The organism is Paenibacillus polysaccharolyticus, assembly GCF_023714295.1.
In the GTDB taxonomy this organism is placed as follows: Bacteria; Bacillota; Bacilli; order Paenibacillales; family Paenibacillaceae; genus Paenibacillus; species Paenibacillus polysaccharolyticus_A.
This window is the reverse complement of the sequence record NZ_JAMAUN010000004.1, coordinates 1-23549: the sequence shown is the minus strand read 5'-3', so window position 1 is coordinate 23549 and position 23549 is coordinate 1. Positions and strand designations below refer to the sequence as shown.

Here is a 23549-nt window from a genome sequence, read left to right as displayed (position 1 = left end):
CGAACCGGCAAACCTCAAAGAACCAAGTCATCACTCGTGACCTGGTTCTTTGGTGCTGCACGTAACTTTGTACTGTTTCCGGAATTCCTCGGGTGTCAGTCCGGTTACTTTTTTAAATACGCGGAAGAAGTATTTTGGATTATCGTAACCAAGCTGCTTGGCAATGCGATAGACTTTGTCCTCGGTTAAGGTTAAGGTTAAGGCGCGTTTGGCTTGCTCGATACGCAGGCGGTTAACGTAATCTGTGAAGTTCTCGCCGTGTTTTTCTTTAAACAGATAGCTGAGATAACTTGGGTTCAGGTAAAAAAGGGAGGAGACCCATTCCAGCGTTAAATTTTTGGCATAATGAACATCGATATATTTCCTGACGTTGTCGATAACTTGATCGGATCGATAAGGATTATATTCTTGAAGCAGTAATGCTGTCCCTGTCAACACCTTGTCCATATACTGACGAATGGATTCCATATCGAATGAAATGTCAAGCACGGCTTCGAGACTGGAGGAAGCATTTCCGTTGCTACTGCTACTGCTTTGCAAATAATGTTGCAGCAAGCGTTTCGTTTCGGCCACAATGTCCCGGCACTGCTCTTTCAGGTGTGCTAGTAAAGCATCAGGTTGCTGGAGAAAGAAAGCAAAGAAATCAGCGATTAACTCTTGCACTTTGGATACGCTGCCGCTTTCGATGGAAAACAGTAATTCATGCGACCTGCTCCAGCGCAAGGAAGACAAGGTGTTGTTCTCCTCTGCATAGGTATAACATTTACCGAAATCGGTAATGGAGCGTTGGTCGAGAGCTAAAATAGTCTGATGATGAGCATCACGAATACGACTTACATCGGATAAGGGAAGACTGATTCCGATACAACATTCCGCTGTTGTTGTTTCTGCAAGGATACGCTCCGCGTATAGAACGGCACGTTTTTGCAGTTCGGCAACTGTGTCGCCTGGATCACACATCATGAGAAAAACAAGTTGTTCTGATTGAGGATGCGGGATATAGAGACTGTGCGGAAAAGATGGAAGATGGTCCACGATGAAGGGTTTAGGACTATAGATCATCATAAAAATCAGAAGTTTGGCTTCCAGAAGGACAGCGAATTCGCGGGAACGGAATATAGGGCGCTTCGCGGGCAGATGTGGACTCAGCACAACATGAAGAAAAGCCTGATGGTCAGCATCGATTTTCATTTGTTCTGTCTCCACAGTCAGCTGAACAACCTCTTGTTTCAGCGCGCGCTCCTGTTCAATCGTTCGTATGGCTTGTTGCAAGGCACGTTGAACTTCGTCCCGGCTAAACGGTTTAAGCAGGTAATTGACTACCTTGGCCGAGATGGCCTCCTGCATATAATCAAAATCAGTATGGCCACTGATCACGATGAGTTTGATATGAGGAAAACGCTGGCTCACCGTTCGAATTAACCATTGCCCGTCCATCTCGGGCATGCGCATATCTGTGAAGACAATATCGGGGCTCAAGGATTCAATCAATTCCAATGCTTCGGCTCCATTGTCTGCTTCACCAACCAGCGTCATCTTATGCTCCGATGCCTCCAGTTTTTTTAACAGACCTTTACGAATCAAATGTTCGTCATCCACAACGATAAACGTATACATAGCCGTCACCTCTACTCTCAAAGACTTGGAATCTTTACGGTAATTCGGGTTCCTCGATGAACCTCACTATGGAAGGTCAACCCGTATCCGTCACCATAATACAGAACAATTCGTGAATGTACGTTTTTAATGCCAATGCTCTGCTTGAGCCTTTGACCGACAGAAACGAATTCTGGCGGCTGTAATAGTAGTTGTCTCAGCTCATCTGCCTGTTCAGGCGCAATGCCTACGCCGTCATCGCATACTTCAAAGATGATCTGTTCATCTTGAACCTTGCCGGTAATCATAATCGTACCCTTGCCACGTTTGTTCTCCAGACCATGGTAAATTGCATTTTCCACGAGCGGTTGCAACAGAAGTTTTAGCATGTGACGATTCTGTATCTCAGGTTCCACTTGAAGCTCAAAGTTGATTTTATCTCCGTACCTGATCTGTTGAATGGCCATATAATTTTCAACATGCTGTAGCTCTTCGCTGACGGTCACGCGTTCGCTATCTGTTTTGATGCTGTAACGGAACATATCGCCGAGTGACTTGGTCATAACGACAATGCTTTCGACCTCTTCAATCTCTGCAATACTGTTGATTGACTCCAGTGTATTGTATAAGAAATGAGAATTGATCTGTGCTTCGAGTGCTTTCATCTGTGAATCGAGTGTCAGGATTTTATTTTGATAGCTCTCCCGAATATGGGTATCAATATCCTTCATCATTTTATCGAATTCATGATAGAGGATTCCGATTTCATCCACATGTTTGCTTTTTTGCGGTCTGATTTTCACGAACTGATGTGATTTGGTCTTACGCATCATTTTGGTTAATTCAATGATCGGTTTGGTAATCAGGTTGGACAAGAAAAAGGATAAGAGTAGAAAGATTACAGCACAGCTTACAGCAACATACAAAAATAGCTTTTGAGAGATGTTGTACTGCTCGTATAAGCGTTCCAGAGAGATGTTGGCAATCACATTCCAGTTATGTCCAGGCACCTTTTGCATAACGGTCATCATTTTATCCTGAATGGTTTTATACTGTGAACTACTGTTCACTTGCTCCATTGCCGGATTAAAGCTGGCAGGAAGAGGATGTCCGATCTGGTCGCTTTCCGTGGAGTATAGTATTTTCCCCTGATCGTCAGCCAAATACAGGTTGGAGAGACTCGGCGCAGGATTCCGTTTCAGTCCGTCAAAAATGTTCATCCCGCAATCCAGCATGAATACGCCGAGAAACTCATGATTGTTCGGATCGTAAAGGGCTCTGGAGAAACCGATCGACGGTTTGGCATTGATAATATAAGGTTTAACGCCCACCTCACCAACATATAAATCGCCTTTACGCTGAATGGTGTCGAGATACCATTGATCTTGAAGAGCAACGTAGTCTAAACGCAGATCCGTGCCACTGCTTCCATAACTGATCCATTTTCCGTCCGGTGTGAAGAGGTAGAGACCATTAATGTAATTGTATCCGAGCAAAATATTTTCAAAGATCAGCTTGAGCTTGCTACGTATCATAAAAATGTCGTACTGATCATTCGTATTGTTCAGCTTCGTTAGTTCATCACTAACTGTGCTGTAAGCGGTTGCATTGGAAGACTGCTGAAGAAGAGTGACCGAAATCCGGTCAATGTTCTGCAAAATCTCTTCCATACTTTTGACCGAATTGCCGATGGTTGTGGATGTTATCAGAGAAGTCTGCTCATTCACCAGCTTCGTATAACTTCGGTAGGAACTCAGGGATACAACGATAATGGGTATGATCGACACAAGAACGAGGATCAGAAACAGTTTGGTTTTGATATTGAACAGAATCATACGTGCTCCCCTGCGAATGTCAATTCTAAAAATAGTGCACCACACAAGCTAAAGTAAATGTACTAATGAACGCCGTATGATGAAAATGTGCACAAAGCAAGAATAAACATGAATCGGGGGAATGACAAGATGAAAAATAGAAAACAACTGTGGCCTTTGACTTTAGTGTTGCTAATGACGTTCCTTAGCGCATGTAGTTCTGCCAGTCAGGAACAGGGAAGTTCCGACAATAATGGGGGAGCCGGTGACTCTGCCAAACCGATCACGTTGACGATGATGCTCTCAGGAAACAAGGCGTCGGAAGGGGAGGACTTCGAACTCGAAACGTTGCCTCGTCTAGTCAAGGAAAAGTTTCCGAATATCACGCTGGAAGTGCAGAAGCTTCCTGATGATCAGTACAACACCTCGGTACGAACGAAACTGGCAGCTGGACAGGGGCCGGATATGTTCTGGATTTTCCCCAAAAATTCAGCAGGTGGAGTCGTTGATTTTGCCAAAGCCGGATTTGCCGCTGACCTGTCTGACCTGAAGTTCTGGAATAATATCAGTCAAGGTGCAAAGGATGATATGTCTGTGGACGGCAAGCCATACGGCGTATCGGGTGGTATTGCATTTCTGGGGGCTTATTACAATAAGGAACTGTTACAACAGGTCGGTTACTCCGATTTTCCGAAAGATTGGCCTTCGTTTCTGGAATTATGCCAAAAGTTGAAGGATGCGGGAATCACACCGATTGCTATGGGAGATAAAGATCCGTGGGTGATCCAATTTGGAATGTACCAGATTGCGGCCAACATGGTATACCCGGATGATAAGGATTTTGATGTAAAGCTGCAAAAAGGTGAGAAATCACTGACCGATCCAAAGTGGATTGAAACAATCTCAAGGTATAAAGATCTGTACGACAAAGGTTACGTGGTGAAGAACTCACTGGGTATCGGCAGTGCACAATCAGCACAGCTGTTCATTGATGGCAAAGCAGCGATGACATTGACCGGTACATGGGATTACGCTTCCATGACATCCAAAGGTGCAGCCGACTTCACTCGCGGATTCTCTTCTCTTCCAGGCAATGATTCTGGCAAACCGGTATATGTATCTGGTGCAACATCGGCCGGTTATGCACTCAATGCAAAATCAGCCAATCTGGATGCAGCGAAGCAAGTGCTGAATTATCTGTTTGACGGACATTCAGAGTTGTTCAAAGCTTTTGTGGCTTCCAACAGTTCAATCAGTGTGTACAAAGGCGTGACATTGGAGAAGGAATTGTTCAAGGAAGTGAATGACAACTATCAACAAACAGGCAACTCGGTATATTTTAGCAATCAGATGTGGCCTGCGGGAGTGTCGGATGTCATGCAAGCCAAATTCGCAGAGATTATCGCTGGACAAAAGACAACACCTGAAGATGTCGCAGCTGCGATGGAAAGCAAATTTAGAGAGCTGTGAAAAAACTAGAGTGTGACTAAAAATACTTGATCAAGGAATTAGATGATATTGTCTGTTGCCATGGGGAAGCGCATTTTAGCTACTTCCCTGGCAGCATTCTTCTTGGAGAGGATGGAGCAAGATGAACTCGACTGTCATGAAAAAGTCCATGTACTGGTTTGCTGTGCCCGCATTACTTTTTTACCTGACGTTCTGGATTTTCCCGATTCTGCGGTTATTCCAGTACAGTATAACGGACTATAACGGATATGCTCAGGCGTTTAGCTATATCGGATTGGACAATTACAAAGATTTGTTTCGCGGTGATGTGCTTGGTGTATCCTTGAAAAACACATTAATCTATACGTTTGTTACGGTTATTGTGGGTAATCTAATCGGTTTGGGGATGGCCTTGCTATTAAATATGAAAATAAGAGGAACCGGAATCTACCGTTCTTTGGCCTATATTCCTACGCTATTCAGCGCAATCGTTGTGGGATTTCTCTGGAGTTACGTATACATGCCGGATTACGGGCTGATTTCTTCCTTTCTGAATAAACTGGGTATTGCGAGTGAACTGAATTTCCTCGGTGATTATTCAACAGCCTTGTATTCCATCATTTTTGTGGAAATCTGGAAAACGATCGGGACTACGATGATTATTTTCCTGGCCGGTCTGCAAACAGTCCCGAATGATCTGTTAGAAGCGGGTCGGATCGACGGGTGCGGTCCTTGGCGGTTGTTGAGACATGTGAAGATACCTCTTCTGGCAACGGCTATCACCATTAATGCAACCCTTAGCTTGATCAACGGGCTCAAAGCGTTTGACTTTCCGTTTATTATGACCAATGGCGGCCCAGGTACAGCGACGAATACGTTAATCTTTTCAATCTATAAAATGGCATTTACCGAGCAGCTCTTTGGTAAGGCTTCAGCGCTTGGTGTCATATCTTTTGCTGTAATTATCGTTATTACGGCGGTATTTGTACTGAAAATGAACAAGCGGGAGGTGTCGGCATGACTTCTCGTAAATGGATGGGAAAAGGGTTTACCCAGCTCGCTGTCATTCTGATTATGGCGTTGAATCTGATTCCATTGATCATTGCTTTTTCGACTTCATTGCGTGATCCGAAAGATAACACCAATCCGCTCGTCCTGTTTCAAGGTATGTCTCTGGCAAGTTACAAAGCTGCCTTCGAGCGTATGCATTTTCTGGATGCTTTATGGAACAGCGTTGTGTTAACTGGGGTATCGGTCATCTTTGTGGTCCTGTTCGCAGCGATGGCCTCATATCCGATGGCCCGGCTGAAAACAAAGCTCAGCAAGTTTATGTATTTATTTTTTCTGTCCGGGCTCGTGGTGCCTGCTCAGATGGTGCTGATCCCTATCGTGCAGATGATTAATGCGCTGCATATTCCGACGAACCAGTATACTCCGATTTTTATGTTTATAACCTGCAGCTTGCCGTTTTCCACCTTCCTGTATACCGGATTTATTCGCAGTGGTGTACCTGAAGAGGTGGAGGAGGCTGCACATATTGATGGTGCCGGATTATTCCAGCGTTTCTGGACAGTTGTTTTTCCGCTGCTCCTTCCAGTGACGGTGTCCGTTATTATTACGCAGGGGGTATGGATCTGGAACGATTACTTTTTTAATATGATTTTTATTTCCGGAGCCGGAGAATCACCTTTACCTCTGGCGATGCTTGGATTTCTGGGGGATCAGCAAAATCCGACCCAATGGAATGTATTGTTCGCAGCTTGCTTTCTGTGTGCACTGCCGCTGTTGCTGGTCTTTTTATTTTTACAAAAATACTTTGTTGGTGGTATGACGGTTGGTGCAGTTAAAGGTTAAGGAGGGGAACCTGACATGAGTGAAAAGATTATAAGTGAAACCAAGATGGGTGAACATATCATAAACGAATCATGGATGGATCAGTCGCAGCAATGGATTCCAAAGCTCCACGAGCAAACGGTATATCCCGAGCAGATCGTTCGTTCCATGTCAGATTCACATGCATTTCAAGGATGGCGGATGGAGACGATAGGCCCGGCTTCTGTTTTGCCCAAGCAAACACTATGCAAGGGAGACGAGATAACACTGGATTTTGGCCAGCATCTCGTCGGTTATGTAACCCTGTCACTGCTGAATGTCCGAAGCAATGCAGATGCACCTTTGAGATTAAAATTGACATTTGGCGAGATGCCATGTGAGGTTGCTGAAGACTTTTCCACATATGAGGGGTGGCTTAGTCGTTCCTGGTTGCAGGATGAGGTGCTTAATGTGGATGTGCTACCTGGCACAGTTACGTTGAACCGTCGATATGCCTTTCGTTATCTGAAGATTGAAGTACTGGACACATCGATTCGGTATGATATCCAGATCAAGGATATTTATTGTAGGGCGGTGACTTCCGCATCGATGGATGCTATACCGCCATTGCCGGAAAACATCGATGAAGAGCTCGCACAGCTTGATCTGGTATCAATTCGTACTCTTCGGGATTGTATGCAAACGGTATTTGAGGATGGGCCGAAACGGGATCGTCGGTTGTGGATTGGTGATCTGCGTTTGCAAGCCTTGGTCAACTATGAGACATTTGGCTGTAATGATCTGGTGAAGCGCTGTTTATACCTGTTTGCCGGATCAAGGCTGGAAGGTGGGCAAGTAGGTGCGTGCCTGTACGAAAAACCGGAGCCTTATGTAGATGACATCTACTTGTATGACTATGCCCTATTTTTCATCACTACATTATGGGACTATTACGAGGCAACGAAGGATCGAGAGACACTGGAGGTGTTGTGGCCTGTTGCCAGAGAGCAGATCGACATTGCCTTGAAACGGCTGGATGCACGTGGTGTTGTGCAGGATGATGACACGTGGTATTGCTTCCTCGATTGGCATGAGCAGTTGAATAAACAGGCAGGTGCACAGGCGATATTGATCTATGGCATGAAAAGAGGGCAATGGATTGCCCGGGAACTGGGGCTGTCCGCGCAAGAGGAACAGATTCAGATGCAGGTTCAGCAGGCGGAACGGGCTACCCTTCATTATTTATGGGATGAGGAACAAGGTTTCTTCATTAGTGGTGAGGGACGTCAGGTATCGTGGGCATCGCAGGTCTGGATGATTCTGGCTGAAGTGGTGGATAAGGATGCGGCATGGTCATTGTTGCAACGGTTGATGAATCATAAGGAAGCAATTCCAATGAACACGCCTTACATGATGCATCATTACGTAGAGTCGCTGTTGCAATGTGGAAAAAAGGAAGAGGCCTTGGCGCAGATTCGAGCATACTGGGGCGGCATGGTAAAGGATGGAGCAGATACGTTCTGGGAGCTATATAATCCCGACGACAAGACATATTCTCCGTATGGCAGTAATCTGATCAATAGTTATTGCCATGCCTGGAGCTGTACACCAAGTTATTTTATTAGACGAATATTTGCTTCAACTGTTAGCTGATCCAAATGCAGTGGAACGAGGTCAACCGGATGTTCGGTTGGCCTTTTTACGATTTTCACAGGATATCCTTTGCTTTCCTCCAAAGGGGAGGGTAAACTGTTGCATACGAGTAGTGCGGATACAATATCGCAGTGTGGGATGCATGAGGGTGATCTGGCGTTGTTATTGTTATTTTTTTCAGATAGATGTGGAGGAAGATGGATTGGAAATGTTTACGATGCTGCTGGGGCTGTTTGAGCGGGCGGCGCTGCTGATTATATTTTTGTTTTTTCTGTCGCGGGTGCCGCGGTTCAGGCAGATTTTGCAAAAGGGCAAGTTAAGATGGCAGGAGTATGCTGCGGTAACTTTGTTATTTTGTGCGTTTGCCATCTTTGGTACATATACAGGCATCAACGTTGAAGGCTCTCTTGTTAATGTGCGGATCATTGCGATTTTATCAGGTGGAATTTTATTTGGGGCACCGGTGGGCATTATTACGGGACTCGTGTCCGGGGTGCATCGTTACCTCATCGATATGGATGGCATAACCGCGATTCCGTGCCTGATCACAAGTATACTTGCGGGGTTGGTGTCGGGTTACATTCACAAATACACCCCAAAATCCAAACGCTGGATGATCGGTATTGGGGCAGGCATGATCATTGAAGGGCTCACGATGCTGCTGATTCTCCTATACTCGTATCCTGACCCGCTTGGAGCAGATATCGTTTCGAAGATTGCACTGCCGATGATTTTGGGTGAGGTGAACATTGGGCTGATCGTACTTCTGGTGCAGAGTGTGGAGGGGGAAAAGGAGTTAATTGCAGGCCGTCAGGCCAAGCTGGCATTGGAGATTGCGAATAAAACACTGCCTTATTTCCGCTCCATTGATGAGGATTCCCTGCGCAAAATATGTAAAATCATTCAGGAAGATATCCAGGCCGACGCGGTAGCGATCACCGATACACGGAATGTTTTGGCTTATGTTGGTTTTGGCGAGGAACGGTATCATATTGGCAATGAGATTATTAGTGAAATGACCAAGAAGACGATCTCCAGCGGGGAAATTACGATCAGTAACGATGTAACAGATGAGAAAACCCCGGATATCCACTCGTTGCTGATCATTCCCCTGAAAGAACGGGGCGATGTGACGGGCGCGCTTAAAATCTATTATCGTAAAGCCTACAAAATTACGTATCCTTTGCAAACGATGGCTGTGGGACTTTCTCAGATTATCTCCACACAGATGGAGGTGTCTCGCGTAGAGGAGATTAAGGCTGCGGCGAACAAAGCGGAATTACGCGCATTACAGACAACGATTCATCCTCATTTTTTGTTCAATGCGCTGAACGCTATCGCTTCGTCCATACGCACCAAGCCGGATCGTGCGCGGGAACTTATTGTTAACCTCTCGGGTTACATGCGTTACAACTTGGAGCTGTCAGACGAGTTAATTGATATCCATAAAGAGCTGGAGCAGGTCCGTAATTATGTGGAGATTGAAAAAGCGCGCTTTGGCAGCAGACTCACGGTTATCTACGAGATTGATGAAGTGGCAGTGCATATTCCAAGCCTGGTCATTCAGCCTCTCGTAGAAAACGCGATTATACATGGGATTCTGAAGGTTAAAGGCCCTGGAACCGTGCGGATTCAGGTGCAGGATCACTCTGATTTTGTACGTATTAGCGTGAGTGATACGGGATCAGGTATCAGCGCAGATATTATTGAGAAGGTCTATCATGACCGTATGCCGGGCAATCAGATCGGGCTATATAATGTGCATCGGCGTGTGAAGTTGATTTATGGACAAGGCCTGATAATTAAAAGGTTAGAGCAAGGGACCGAGATTTTATTTGATGTACCCAAAGGAGATGTCATATCAAGGTGATGATGAAGCGATGAAAGCGTTAGATGAAGGCATGTTGAATGGGGTAGACAAAAGAAGGATGAGAGCCTTAGTTGTGGAGGATGAAATTCCGGCAAGCGAAGAATTGAGTTATCTCATTCACGAGCATAGCCAGATTGATGTTGTGGATTGTCTGGAAGATGGCCTGGATGTGCTTAAATTTTTGCAGGAGCAGGAAGTGGATGTACTATTTCTCGATATTAACATTCCTTCGCTGGACGGTATGATGCTGGCACATCATATTGGCAAGTTTGCACGTAAACCTTACATCGTATTTACGACAGCCTATAAGGAGCATGCGGCTGAGGCTTTTGAACTGGAAGCCTTTGATTATATTTTGAAGCCTTATGACGAGAAGCGGATCGCAGCCATGTTGCACAAGCTGGAGCTGACCTTCAAACGCGATCAGGAGCAAACGGAGAACTTGGATAGCCTAATGCAGGGGGAGAACCGGGCATATCGGCGTGCAGAGGAACATTCGTCAACAAATGATCATGGGGCTCAGCGAGGACATGACACAAGAGAAGGTCAGGTTCGCTCTGGCGTACGGCAGGCACATCAAGGACTGGAGCAGCGACCGATATCTTCTAATTCTCCATCACAGGCGGCGGATCATTTGACAGGAACACGGGTCAATTTGCTGCGCAATGACAATATCATTGTCACTGATTCGGCAGATATCTATTATGCAGAGGCTCAGGAGAAGGTCACTAAGGTGTATACCAAAAACGGAGAGTTCACGATGCCGGTCAGCATTTCCGATTTTCACAGTCGCTTGCCGCAGGATGCCTTCTTCCGTTGCCATCGTTCCTACCTCGTGAATCTTGTCCAAATTCGTGAGATCGTGCCTTGGTTTAACAATACGTATCTGCTTCGTTTGCGCGATCTGGAAGCCGAAGTGCCCGTCAGTCGTGGCAAAGTCAAAGAATTCAGGCAACTCATGCGCATATAACGGCATTTCATTCCGTATTTGATGCAACTCATGCTGCAAACGGCTCTATGAATCCCCTTTCATGTATGATGGTCTTGTGAACGCATTCAAGTATGTTTGAATGGTACAAAGAATGTTCAACATGTCACAGACATCGGCAAAGGGGAGATTACGATGAAAGCAGCTATTTCATCCGCTTCATCAGCATTGAATTCAACCACGACATCATCTTTATCCATGAACCGCTGGCTTATTGTACTGGGTACAATTATTGTACAAATGGGACTCGGCACCATTTACACTTGGAGTTTATTTAATCAACCGCTGTCTGATCGTTTCGGATGGGACGTCAGCTCGGTCGCGATAACTTTTTCGATTACGAGTTTTGCTTTGGCATTTGCTACCTTGTTTGCGGGCCGATTGCAAGAGCGCTGGGGGCTTCGGCGTTTGATCCGTGTAGCCGGGGTGGTACTCGGGCTTGGACTTATTCTAAGTTCTCAGGTGAGCTCGTTAACGTTGCTGTATCTGCTGGCTGGGTTTGTGGTTGGTTTTGCGGACGGCACAGCATATATCACTTCTCTATCCAATCTGATCAAGTGGTTCCCTGAACGTAAAGGTCTGATCTCGGGTATTTCGGTAGGTGCTTTTGGTACCGGTAGTCTATTGTTCAAATATGTGAATTCTGCCCTGATTAGTGCGGTTGGCCCAGCGCAAGCCTTTATGTACTGGGGGATAATCGTTCTTGTACTGGTTGTTGCCGGATCATTCCTGATCCGTGAAGCGGTGGTTCGTGAACAGTCTCCGGTGAATGCCAAAGAGGGCGCGGTCAGTGAACCTGCAGAAGTCCATCATGAATATACAGTTAAAGAAATGCTTCGTACAAAAGAGGCGTATATGCTTTTCGGTATTTTCTTCACAGCATGTATGAGCGGTCTGTATCTGATCGGCATTGTCAAAGATATTGGCGTACAGCTCGCAGGTCTTAACGTGGCAACGGCAGCAAATGCGGTGGCCATGGTCGCTATTTTTAACACAGCGGGTCGTATAATTCTGGGAGCCTTGTCGGATAAAGTAGGACGGATGAAAGTCATCGCCGGAGCGTTGCTCGTTACAGCCGTGGCTGTCATGACGCTGAGTCTGGTGCCGCTGAACTTTGGAATCTTCTTCGCTTGCGTGGCAGCGATTGCCTTCTGCTTTGGTGGTAACATTACCGTGTTCCCAGCCATTGTGGCCGATTACTTCGGGTTGAAAAATCAAAGCAAAAACTATGGCGTGATCTACCAAGGGTTCGGATTTGGTGCTTTGGCCGGATCATTTATCAGTGCGCTACTGGGTGGTTTCCATCTTACCTTTATCGTCATTGCGGTACTCTGTGCGGGTTCACTGCTGATGGCACTGATCATCACACCTCCAGGTACAAGCCTGCGGGCACGTGATTCCCATAATAAACAGATGCAGTTCAATCCGTCATCGCGGGCAAGCTAAAATAAAATTAAGTATATTAAACGGTCCCGTTTTTTATTTCGTGGGATCGTTTTTATATTGGATTGTAATATAAGATTAATTTTCTAAGAATTTTTTATAGGGGTATAAATTATTATTCTCTCATAGCCGATAAAGTGTAAGTTAGAGAACAATGTTTATAATAATCAAGGAGGAAAGATATGAAGAAAGTTTTAATAGTTTTATTAATTATGGTAGTACTCGTTTCGAATCTAAGTTTGATCTCGGTGCAGGCTCAAACTGATGATTTAAAAAGTCAAGAAGTAGAAAAAGAGACAATGATTGAAGGGAGCGGTGATAAGCAGCAAGGTTTAAACGGGATTGAAGATCAAATTGAAGAATCGAGATTAAATTCAAATGTAACCAATGAGGAACCAAGTGAAAAATTAGAGGATGTACGTAGTTATGAAAGTTCAATGATGCCAAAAAAGAGATACATAGTTAAGTTAAAGAAGCCTAGTGAAAAAAAGAGTTTTGTGTTCAGTGACACGCTGAGAAACTACGAAATTGAAAGACAAATGAACGCACTAGAGACAAGTGTAATGGAACTTTCAGATTTGGAAGTGAATCAGCTACTTAACACAGATAATGTTCAATCTATTGAATACGACAAGGAGATTGAAACGGCTGGTAATTACTCTATAAGAAATTTTTCAGTATCAAGTGATAGACAATCAATACCTTGGGGGAACTATTCTATAGGCTCACATTTGGTTGACATACAGTCAAACCAAATTAGAAAGAAGATTAAGGTAGCTATATTTGATACAGGAATAGCAAATCATCCTGATTTGAGCGTAACTGGTGGAGTTTCCTTCCTAGATAATAAAGATAGTTACATAGATGACGATGGCCATGGAACACATATGGCAGGAACTATAGCTGCGTTGGATAATACGTTCGGAGTACAAGGCGTTAATCCAAATTCTGAAATATACTCTGTGAGGGTACTAGATCAGGAGGGGAAAGGTTTTACAAGTTATGTGATCAAGGGTATTGAATGGGCGATTGAGAATGATATTAATGTAATTAATATGAGTTTCGTAAGTGAAGAATATAGTGAAATGTTGCATGATGCAATCAAAACTGCGAGCAAAAAAAACATACTAATTATTGGTTCAGCCGGAAATGCAGGCTATGGTGAAGATACAATTATGTATCCTGCTAAATACCCTGAAGTAATTGCTGTAGGTGCTGTGAATTCTGCACATTCAAAAACTTCATTTTCTAGCACTGGTCTTGAACTGGATATAGTTGCACCAGGTGAAGATGTTCTAAGTACTGGAAAAAATGGGGGGTATGGCGTTCTTTCTGGCACTTCTTCTTCGGCCGCTTATGTAACAGGAGCAGCATCCTTAATATGGTCTATGAATCCTACATGGGATGCCAGCCAAGTCAAAAATCACTTGTTAGATACGGCTACTCCATTAGGAAAATCAAATGAATATGGAAGCGGGCTTGTTAATGTTGCTAAGGCTTTGGGAATAGTTTCAGGTAGCATTTCTCCATTAACTGAAAAAACAGACTATGATAATCATATTATATATGACCCTGTTACAGAAGGGGGAACATCTAAGGCATCTTATGATTACGTTGGGAAGATTCAGAGTATTGTTGCAGGGGAGAGTGCGACGGTATCTTTAAAGTTGGAAGGCGATCAGAATGGAAATAACAATCACAGTAAAATTAACATTATTGTGTATCGAAAGTCAAACCCTTCCGATATTTTAGCGACACATACGGTAAATAATCCAGTGCTGCATCAAAAAATAGCATTTACATGGCAAACATCCAGTGCAACTTTACCTGGAGATTATGTTATTCATTATCAATATCCAGCACGTCCATCGGGTATTTATGACGATAAATTTACCATAACTGTTACAGCAGAACCTGATCTTTTGGATACTTATGAAATTAATGATTCCAAAGAAATGTCAAAAAATATTAATTTGGGCAATAGCTACGTTTCTTATATTTCATCAACTTCTGATGTTGATTTCTACAGACTTGACTCTGATATTACGGGAAATGTTGATATCAGCTTCATAGTACCTAATGGTAAAAACTACAACGTCACTGTATATAATGAAATGGATGATATAATTTATAATTCTAATAGAGTTACAACCCAATTTAAATTAAACATCGTAGAAGGACAGAGATATTACTTCAAAATTTCCGGTCAGAATAACGACTACGGCAGAGAGCCTTACACACTTATTTTAGGTGGTATTGACTACCCAGTTAATCTAAATCCCACTGGAGTAGTAGCTACCCCGTCTTCAAACAGTATAAAACTATCCTGGGACGAGATGGAGCAGGCTCAAAGCTATAAGGTTCAAATTAATGGACAAAATACCAAAATTGTTAATGATACTACTTACATTTTCGAAGATTTAGAACCACTGACTACTTACTCTGTAGGAGTCTCTGCTGTATACGATTCATCTGAAAGTGATTTTTCAACGGTTACTTCTACTACTAAAATTATTGAATTAATTTTATTCAGTCCCACAGAGCTCAAATCAAAACAAGGGTTATTTTTATTTAAACCTGCAACTACTGGTGTATATAAAATATTTACTAGTATTTTGGAAAAAGATGAAGACACCATTCTTGAAATTTATTCTGATAAGGAATTAAAGAATCTGCTAGCAGAAAATGATGATTATCAGGATACTACTTTTTCAGAAATTAGCCGCAGTTTTACAGGAGGAAGTAGTTACTATGTTAAGGTTAAAGGTTATGGGGATTATAATATAAATACAAGATTGACAGCAGAAGTGGTTAAATCTAATATTCCTTACCTGCAAGAAGATATTCCTGTAGATATAAATGAGAAAGTACAAGATAGTAATATTTATTTGTTTATTCCTAAAGAGACCGGCATATATAATATTTCTACAAATTACTATGGCGGGAATTACAAAGCTAACAAAAACGATACAGAGATAGAGATATTTGCTGACACAGAACTTTCTGAAAGAATAGGTTATAACGATGATAAAAGTGATTCAGAGTTTTCACTTGTATCAATGGAACTTAACAAAGGAAAACCTTATTACATTCGTGTCAACGGAGTAGGCGAAGCAGATATATATGCTCGTTTGCTGGTGAGTAGAACTCCGATTATCTATAAGACTCTTGAACTTCGTAAAGCATTGGATTCTTCTTTAAATGTGGATCAATCAGATTATTTCCAATTCAAGCCTAGTCAAACTGGGAGGTATCGTTTTTTTACTTATGGACATCTTGGTAAAAGAGAGAATCAAGATACGGTACTACAAATATACAGTGACGAATCTCGAAGAAATTTAGTTGCATCTAACGATGATGTAAAGGGTCCCAAACCGTATGGTGGTTCTTTTTCGAAGATTGAAATAAATCTTCAGGCTGGAGTCAACTATTATATTGTCCTCAGTGGCTATGATTCATTAGCAGTACGTTCAAGAATAGTGGTAGAAGATGCTTTCCACAGTACGAAGGAGACTGCTATTCCACTAGAGTGGGGAGAAATAAAGGAGTTTGAACCTAGCGGCACAGTACTTAGAACGAATTCTCTCTATGATGTTGACTATTTTAGAATAAAGCTGGAGAAGTCTGAACAGATTTTCATAAACTTACTCAAGGGCTCAGGTTCTATTGAAGATTCAAAATCGAATCTTTACGGATTATTTAGTGCAAATGGTGACAAAGTTCGTTTTTTGGAACAGGGTGAGTATTATTTAAAAGTAGGTAGAAATTTAGTTGATGCATCAGCTGATGTAGGAGATTATCAAATCTCTCTATGGATAAACGAAATAAAATACGGTAAAGAATCTGAGAATTTCGGACGTATTGCTGCTTCAGCTAGTATGGGTTCTACTAGCTTTTCATTTGATCCTACACCCTTTGATTACGAGACAGAATATGTCGAAATGAAATACAAAAATAGAATAAATACTTCTGATTTGCAATTGGAGATATTTCCTACTGTAAATAATTACGCAACAATATACAAAAAAAGCTTAGGGAGTAGAACTAAAGGCAGCACTACAACTTTTAGATGGGAAGGCGATGTAACAGAAAATCGTCAACTGTATGCTAATAGTCACTCAACGGGCTACTCAGTAAGTTATTGGGCCAAAAATGGATTTTATCAGGCAATGATTTATCCTAAGGGCAGGAGAGACTTGGCACAGATTTTCTTGATTGTAGTTGCTAATAATCCATTAAATCAAGTTAACTGGTTACCTGCCCCTCCTGAAGATTTTTACGATGGAAAATCGGGGCAGAGAGTGGAAGTCACAAGTAAAAACAAGGATAAGTGTGAGGCCTGCTATAGCTACTATGTTAGATATATATTTACTGGTGATGATGTAAATCCATTAACTGGCTATGATAGCTGGTCTAAGGCTATGTACGGTCTTAATGGTTTAGAAAGATTTTGGGAATTTGCTGAGAGTAGTTTGTTGTTGCAACCCAATGAAGATCCTCTTGATTATATTCATCGTTCTTTAGATAAAACATCAATGATTCCGATTCTAAGTTCTGTATCTGAATTTGGTAATGGTTTAATATATTTGGTGCAAGGTAATTATCTAGAGGCTCTAACAGCTGGAGCCAATATGATTCCAGTAGTGGGAACCTTCAATAAAGGAAAGAAACAAATAGCAGGACTAGCTAAATTTAAAAGAACTGTAGGCGGATGTTTTTGTTTTGCATCTGGTACGCCTATTAAGACTAAAGAAGGCTTTAAGTCTATAGAGGATATTAAAGTTGGAGATTTAGTATTATCAAAAAATGAAGAAACAGGAAGTATCGACTACAAGCCTGTAACTCAATTGTTTCAAAAAGAAATTGAAGAAATATATACCTTGTACGTTGAAGATCAGCAAATTAAAGTCACGGGGAATCATCCGTTCTATGTTAAAGATCAGGGATGGAAATTTACCAATGAACTGATTATTGGTGACTTACTTGAAACTAGTGATAATAATTATCTACCTATAAAAACAATTGAAGTCTCTAATAATAGGGAAAAGGTATATAATTTTACGGTTGATGAGTATCATACATTTTATGTCACAGAGCTTGGTATATGGACGCACAATCATACTTGTTCTTTGACAATTGACGATTATAAAAATTTGCCTTCTAAAGTAAAAAATATAAAAACTAAGAGCAAGCAAGATAGTGTAATTTTAGGAGAGCAGTTGGAACTTGCTGGAGTCGCTAAGCCAGAGGCGAAAGGATGGGCAGCACATCACTTAGTTCCTGTTACAGAAACTTATCAATCCGCAAAGAATTTACGAGAGAAAATGGAAAAGTATAAAATAGACTTAAATTCTGCTGCTAATGGAGTTTGGTTACCTACGGGAAGTCAAATTCCTAATGGAAGTAAAACAGCTCAGATACTGGTAGATAAGGATACTTATGTTACTTGGGCGTCACATAAAGGAAGGCATGGTGCACAGTATTTTGATTATGTATGGGCAAGAATACAAAATTTAAATTCTGAAAGTGAAATATTACATGCATTAAACGAAGTGCGTAAAGACCTAATGTCTGAGAAACTTGTTCTGGGGAAAATAAATTAGGTGAGGTGTATTCGCTGTGAAAATTTGGAGACTTTCAACTGATAGAAGCGTGATGAGTATTACTACTTGTTCTAAAAATCCGGAATTAGAAAAAACTACTCTTAAGACTTCAGATTCTGATTTTAAAGGTATGCCTATGTTGCATCGGTGGGAATCTGGACTAGTATTAACAAGAAAAAAAGGAAGAACAAAAGATATAGCACATTTTGATGGTTTGACTGTTGGTTTTGGATCAAAAACTGTACAAATTGTTGAGCCCTTATTGAGGGGGCTTGTAGAATTTTTGCCTGTTCAAAACAATGATGCTGAGCTATGCCTTGTCAACACGATTAATGTAATTAATGCTCTTGATCTTGAAAAATCTGACTATTCAACGTTTGAAGGTAGACTTACTTATATTAATGAATATGCATTTAAAACAGACATTAATTACAGTAATCATCCTATATTTAAAATATCTCAAGACCCTGGCTCTTTTTCATTAGTTACCGATGAGTTCCGTAATTTAATTCTGTCTTCGAAACTGAAGGGTTTCGAGTTTGTTGAACTTTGGGACTCTGAGTCTAGCGAGCAAATGCAGAATGAATTGGAACAAAAGCATAGAGCATTAATTGATTTTGTCGATTCTTTGCCTGGAAAAAGGTTCAACTGGGATGAAGCAGTGAAGTTAATTGATTCGGGTGAAGCTGTGGCGAACGGTAAATGGAAACTTCAAATTAATGATAAAGGCAACTTCATCTTGGGGCAGTTGGAGCCAAATGGTGAATATTTCTGGATCCAGCCAACCTATATTCCGCCAACATTATTAGAAAAAAAATGGCACATAGTGGAAAAGTCAAATGAATAAATATTATTTTGGAGGAGAATGAAGTTGAGAAGAAAAATTATAAATATTTTAGTTTTGTTTAGTCTTATATTTAATTTGTTTCCATATAATCTACAAAAGGTATCGGCGGGCTTCGGCCCCCCGACTACTCGAATTGAAACTGCAGGTAACCAGGGATTGAATGGAGTATACTATGGTCCGGTAAAGGTTATGTTAACGGCGGGAAGTGGAACACAGACAACAGAATATACCATAGATGAGGATAGAGGTTGGGTAACCTATAATGGTCCCTTTGTTTTATCAGAGAATAGAGTTTACGTTATAAAATATAGATCTGTTGATGTTAATGGGAACAAGGAACCATTGCTCGAAGAAAAAATCAGTGTAAAGAAAGATACATATTCCCCTGTTACCACTCCTATAATTCGAGGTACAAAAGGAGAACAAGAATATTATACAACAGCTGTTAGATTTGAATTAAGCTCCAAAGATACCCAATCAGGTGTAGACTACAGTGAGTACAGTTTTGATCAAGTAAATTGGATTAAATATAGTGTTCCAGTGGAAGTGGATGAATCTCAACCTCTTATCTATTATCGCTCTATTGACAGAGCCGGTAATTTCGAAAAAATTAAAAAACTAAAATTGAATATTGATACTACAAGTCCGCACAGCCCAAGTATAAATATGAATCCATCAGGATGGACAAATGGAGATGTTACGGTAACGATTGTTGATGGAGAAGATGTGGGAAGTGGGACGAGTAAGTCTCAGTACCGTACTGAAATAACAGAGAATTGGATTGATTATACCGTTCCTTTTAAGGTTTCATCTGAAAATAGAACAGTGTATGCTCGGTCAATTGATTTTGCAGGGAATATAAGTGATACAAATAACGATATTGTTCGAATCAATAGAACCTCTCCTCCAACTCCCCTGCTTAATGCATTTGAAGAATGGACTAATGAGGAGGTTCTTGTCTCTATTGATAAAGGTAACTATGGTTTACAGAGCCCACGGTTAGAAGTTAAGGTGGGAGAAGGTGGTAAATGGGAAGAGTACATTGATCCTTTTGTAGTACCTGATGAAGGAATAACCACGGTATATGCTCGTGCAATTGATTCAGCTGGAAATTTGAGTACGGTGTCTAAACGTACTATACGTTATGATATGACCCCCCCGTCTCCACCAGATAAAATTGAGATATCTAATCTAAAGCATGATGAATTACAATTAAATTGGTCGGGGGCAAAAGATAATATAGAAATAGCAAATTACGATATCTATAATGATCAAGGTGAATTACTATTTACAACCAAAGAGACAACATGGATTTATAGGGACTTAGATCCATATGTTATGTACAACTTTAAAATTATTGCTCGGGATCACGCTGATAACACATCAAATTTTAGTGAATTGATTAAAGTTACAACGCCTATTCGACCTTCCTTTTCCAGTAATGCATCCTTTCATGTCAATTTAAAAAGTGACAGTTCTGTATGGACATGGGGAGAAAACTCTAAAGGTCAGCTGGGAGATGGTACTAACACAAGTAAATCTAAAGCAATACAGATAAGCAATTTGAAAAATATAAAATCTGTTTATCAGGGAATGGATTTTGTAATTGCTATTGAAAAAAACGGAACTGTGTGGGGTTGGGGAGGAGAACCCATAAACAGTAGAAAGCCAATAAAGATAACTGGGTTTGCTAATTCAAAGGATATCAAAATTCACAACAGAATGATTTATGCATTCAAACAGGATGATACTGTTTGGGGATGGGGGGATATAGAAAAGGATTCGAGAAATAGCAAAATTCCTTTTGGTAATGGTACAAATTCGTCTATTTTTCAACCTGAGGCTATCAAGGAATTGTCAAATGTTATTTCTATTGAGTTTGGTTCAACGCATGCTCTTGCTTTGACAAAAGAAGGGAGTGTGTTGACTTGGGGGTATGGTGGAGAAGAACTTTTCGGAATCCCTTATACTGGGAAAATACAAAAAATAGATACTCCTCAAGTTGTTTCTTCTGCTGGTAAAGTTAAAAAGATAGCCATAGCATCAAATTCAAATTTTGTTCTTAAAGACAATGGACTTATATATGGTTGGGGAAACAATATGTTAGCTCAGTTAGGGTTAGGTAAAGAAAATAGAACAAAGAAACAATTAGTATATGCTCCAGAACTTATACCTATCGGCTCCCCTGTGAAACAAATTGAAACAGCTGGATTTGCAGCGTTTGTTCTTACTGAGGATGGATCACTATACTCGTGGGGAAGCAACGGGAGTGGTGAAGCTGGAGTTGGATCAACGGAAGACTATGTCTATGTTCCCACAAGGATAAACATTCAAAATATTAAAAGATTAGTATTGAATGAAGATAAAACAGTAGGAACAAATACTCCACTCATGGCACTAACCAGAGATAGAGAGTTATGGGCGTGGGGGTATAATGATCCAGAAGGAGATGGTGGATTAGGGGTTGGATTACCTGATAAGGTAATTAATGCTCCGCTTAAAGTATTAAATATGAATGATACTGATGTGGTGCAGGTTACGCCAACATTCATGTCAGCTATAAAGCAAGACGGTTCTTTATGGATGTGGGGAAGAAAGAATAGATATGTCCCTAAAGTATTAATTCCAAAAGAGGTGAAGTTTGGTGATGAGTCAGACACCACACCTCCAACTACGCCTCAAAATCTAAAGGGCTTTCCTAATAACACAGATGTAGAGTTAAGTTGGTCGGAGTCAACTGATGATAAGGAACTCTATCACTATGAAATATATCAAGATGGGATTTTTGTCAAGAGTACATCAGATACGTTTATTACTATAGATAGTCTCGAACCAGATGTAGAATATTCTTTCACTGTTCGCGCAGTTGATGTAAGTGGAAACGTATCTGCTATGAGCAGCGTAGTTGTAGTGAAAACAAATAATGAAGTAATCAAACATAATGTTCATCGTTTAGTAGCTTCAGAAGATCAAAGTTTTAGTATTAGTGAAGATGGAATTATGTCTGGGTGGGGCGAGAATACGCTTCATGGTAAAAGAGGTTATGTTTCTTCGCTATTAGATAAGCTTCCTTCGATTACTAAATTAGCAAGAAACCGTTATACACTATTAGCTCTTAGAGGTGATAAAACGGTAGTCGAGTTAAACCCGACTAATCTGGAGAAGGTTGTACGTGAAATAAAACTAGCTAATGTAATCGACATAAGTATTTATTCGGATAAATATGCTTTAAAGGAAGATGGAACGGTATGGAGATGGGGAATTGAATCTTATAGTACTCCCCAAGAAATAAAAGGATTTTATGGGACTAAGCTAATTGAAGGTTCATTAGCACTTAAGTCTAACGGAGAAGTATGGCAGTTGCACGGAGATAAACCAACTAAATTATATAACTTGGAAAATATAATAGACATTTCTACTTATGGGCAAAAATTTATTGCACTTGATAAGAACGGTACTGTATGGGCTGGAAACGCACAAGGAAACTTTTATAGAGTTCCAAATGCAAATAACATAAAAAAAGTGGGAAGTGGGGCTAATCACTTTCTAGCTATTGATTATTCGGGGAATGTCTGGACCTGGGGACTCAATATGAATGGTCAACTTGGGAATGGGAAATTTGGGGCAGAAACCAGCACGCCACAAATGATTAAACAACTATCCAACATTATTGATATTAGTGGAGGAGACAAACATTCTCTTGCTCTTTCAGAGGATGGTAGTATTTGGTCTTGGGGTGATAATTCTAAAGGCCAACTTGGTATTGGTACTCTCGAAATGAGTAATGTTCCAGTAAAAGTTAAAATGGTAGAGAAACCCAATATTAAGATTCTCAAACCTACTGGAGATGAGTATCAGCCTACTAAATTGTCGACTTATAATTGGCTTATACAGTGGATTGATGAAAGTTGGATTTATAGTGAGGATTCAAAACAGCAACTCCAAATTCTTAATCAAAATGGAGAAATATACTATGATTCTGGAGAGATTAAAAAGTTCCAAAATCTCCAAAAGAGTGAGCTTGTTTTTAGTGAGTTTCTGCCGAATGGTCGTTGGAAGATACAAGTTAGAGAACATAATGGATACATGTGGAGTGAATGGTCAGAGGGTAATTGGATAGAAATAGAAGATATGAAGCCTACCGTAAAACTTGTTTTTCCTGCAGAATCAAATAATGAAATAGAGCTTATTCAAGCTCGAAAGCCTTTAATTAAGTGGGAACAAAAGGGAGGTAGTAATACTAGATTTGTTTCCTCCCACATTCAAGTTTTGGATGAGAAAGGAACGGTACTCCTAGACTCTGGAGAAATAGAGCAGAATACCACGTTATCTAGCGGAAGCTGGACCACTAGCGAAGCGTTACCAGTGAATCAAAAAGTACAAGTTCGCGTACGTGTAAAGGATCAGCAGCTGTGGTCGGACTGGTCCAAAGCAGGCTGGCTAAAGGTAGACCCGAATGGCCAACCTGAAACAC

12 protein-coding genes are annotated in these 23549 nt (G+C 41.2%); 10 read left to right on the top strand and 2 right to left on the bottom strand.

The window, feature by feature from the left end; translation table 11 throughout:
- Positions 1–30: 30 nt before the first annotated feature.
- Positions 31–1617: a response regulator transcription factor gene (locus M3629_RS12710; RefSeq protein ID WP_251506705.1), complete on the bottom strand. Its 1587-nt coding sequence runs from the start codon at positions 1615–1617 to the stop codon at positions 31–33.
- A 17-nt stretch (positions 1618–1634) separates the two neighbouring features.
- Positions 1635–3431, bottom strand: coding sequence for a sensor histidine kinase (locus M3629_RS12705; protein WP_251506701.1), 1797 nt, complete (start codon positions 3429–3431; stop codon positions 1635–1637).
- A gap of 129 nt (positions 3432–3560) precedes the next feature.
- Between M3629_RS12705 and M3629_RS12700 the strand changes: the two genes are divergently transcribed.
- The 10 genes from M3629_RS12700 to M3629_RS12655 form a co-directional block, all read left to right on the top strand.
- Positions 3561–4880 (top strand): ABC transporter substrate-binding protein, encoded by a 1320-nt coding sequence (locus tag M3629_RS12700; protein ID WP_251506696.1) that lies wholly within the window; start codon positions 3561–3563, stop codon positions 4878–4880.
- A gap of 121 nt (positions 4881–5001) precedes the next feature.
- The gene (locus M3629_RS12695; protein ID WP_251506693.1) at positions 5002–5880 is read left to right on the top strand and encodes a carbohydrate ABC transporter permease; all 879 of its coding nucleotides are present in this window, start codon (positions 5002–5004) and stop codon (positions 5878–5880) included.
- Positions 5877–6713: a carbohydrate ABC transporter permease gene (locus tag M3629_RS12690; RefSeq protein ID WP_251506689.1), complete on the top strand. Its 837-nt coding sequence runs from the start codon at positions 5877–5879 to the stop codon at positions 6711–6713. The genes M3629_RS12695 and M3629_RS12690 overlap by 4 nt, the downstream gene beginning before the upstream one ends.
- Before the next feature lie 15 nt (positions 6714–6728).
- Positions 6729–8324: a sugar hydrolase gene (locus tag M3629_RS12685; RefSeq protein WP_251506684.1), complete on the top strand. Its 1596-nt coding sequence runs from the start codon at positions 6729–6731 to the stop codon at positions 8322–8324.
- A gap of 217 nt (positions 8325–8541) precedes the next feature.
- Positions 8542–10194 carry a LytS/YhcK type 5TM receptor domain-containing protein gene (locus tag M3629_RS12680; protein WP_435368225.1) on the top strand — a complete coding sequence of 551 codons (1653 nt, stop codon included), beginning with the start codon at positions 8542–8544 and terminating at the stop codon, positions 10192–10194.
- 58 nt (positions 10195–10252) lie between these two features.
- Positions 10253–11164: a LytR/AlgR family response regulator transcription factor gene (locus M3629_RS12675; RefSeq protein ID WP_251507428.1), complete on the top strand. Its 912-nt coding sequence runs from the start codon at positions 10253–10255 to the stop codon at positions 11162–11164.
- Positions 11165–11317: 153 nt separating this feature from the next.
- Complete coding sequence (locus tag M3629_RS12670) at positions 11318–12628, top strand: L-lactate MFS transporter (RefSeq protein WP_435368217.1); 1311 nt, start codon at positions 11318–11320, stop codon at positions 12626–12628.
- Positions 12629–12807: 179 nt separating this feature from the next.
- Complete coding sequence (locus M3629_RS12665; RefSeq protein WP_251506680.1) at positions 12808–18228, top strand: S8 family serine peptidase; 5421 nt, start codon at positions 12808–12810, stop codon at positions 18226–18228.
- Between the two features lie 16 nt (positions 18229–18244).
- A complete protein-coding gene (locus tag M3629_RS12660) occupies positions 18245–19075 on the top strand; it encodes an imm11 family protein (RefSeq protein ID WP_251506644.1) in 831 nt (276 codons plus the stop codon).
- Between the two features lie 24 nt (positions 19076–19099).
- A partial coding sequence (locus M3629_RS12655; protein WP_435368216.1) for an OmpL47-type beta-barrel domain-containing protein occupies positions 19100–23549 on the top strand: 4450 nt, incomplete at its 3' end.

Excerpts from the sequence above, each read along its gene's own strand:
- M3629_RS12685 (WP_251506684.1), top strand. The coding sequence starts at position 6,729 with ATGAGTGAAAAGATTATAAGTGAAACCAAGATGGGTGAACATATCATA.
- M3629_RS12710 (WP_251506705.1), bottom strand. The coding sequence starts at position 1,617 with ATGTATACGTTTATCGTTGTGGATGACGAACATTTGATTCGTAAAGGT.
- M3629_RS12695 (WP_251506693.1), top strand. The coding sequence starts at position 5,002 with ATGAACTCGACTGTCATGAAAAAGTCCATGTACTGGTTTGCTGTGCCC.
- M3629_RS12705 (WP_251506701.1), bottom strand. The coding sequence starts at position 3,431 with ATGATTCTGTTCAATATCAAAACCAAACTGTTTCTGATCCTCGTTCTT.
- M3629_RS12700 (WP_251506696.1), top strand. The coding sequence starts at position 3,561 with ATGAAAAATAGAAAACAACTGTGGCCTTTGACTTTAGTGTTGCTAATG.
- M3629_RS12675 (WP_251507428.1), top strand. The coding sequence starts at position 10,253 with ATGAGAGCCTTAGTTGTGGAGGATGAAATTCCGGCAAGCGAAGAATTG.
- M3629_RS12665 (WP_251506680.1), top strand. The coding sequence starts at position 12,808 with ATGAAGAAAGTTTTAATAGTTTTATTAATTATGGTAGTACTCGTTTCG.
- M3629_RS12670 (WP_435368217.1), top strand. The coding sequence starts at position 11,318 with ATGAAAGCAGCTATTTCATCCGCTTCATCAGCATTGAATTCAACCACG.
- M3629_RS12690 (WP_251506689.1), top strand. The coding sequence starts at position 5,877 with ATGACTTCTCGTAAATGGATGGGAAAAGGGTTTACCCAGCTCGCTGTC.
- M3629_RS12680 (WP_435368225.1), top strand. The coding sequence starts at position 8,542 with ATGCTGCTGGGGCTGTTTGAGCGGGCGGCGCTGCTGATTATATTTTTG.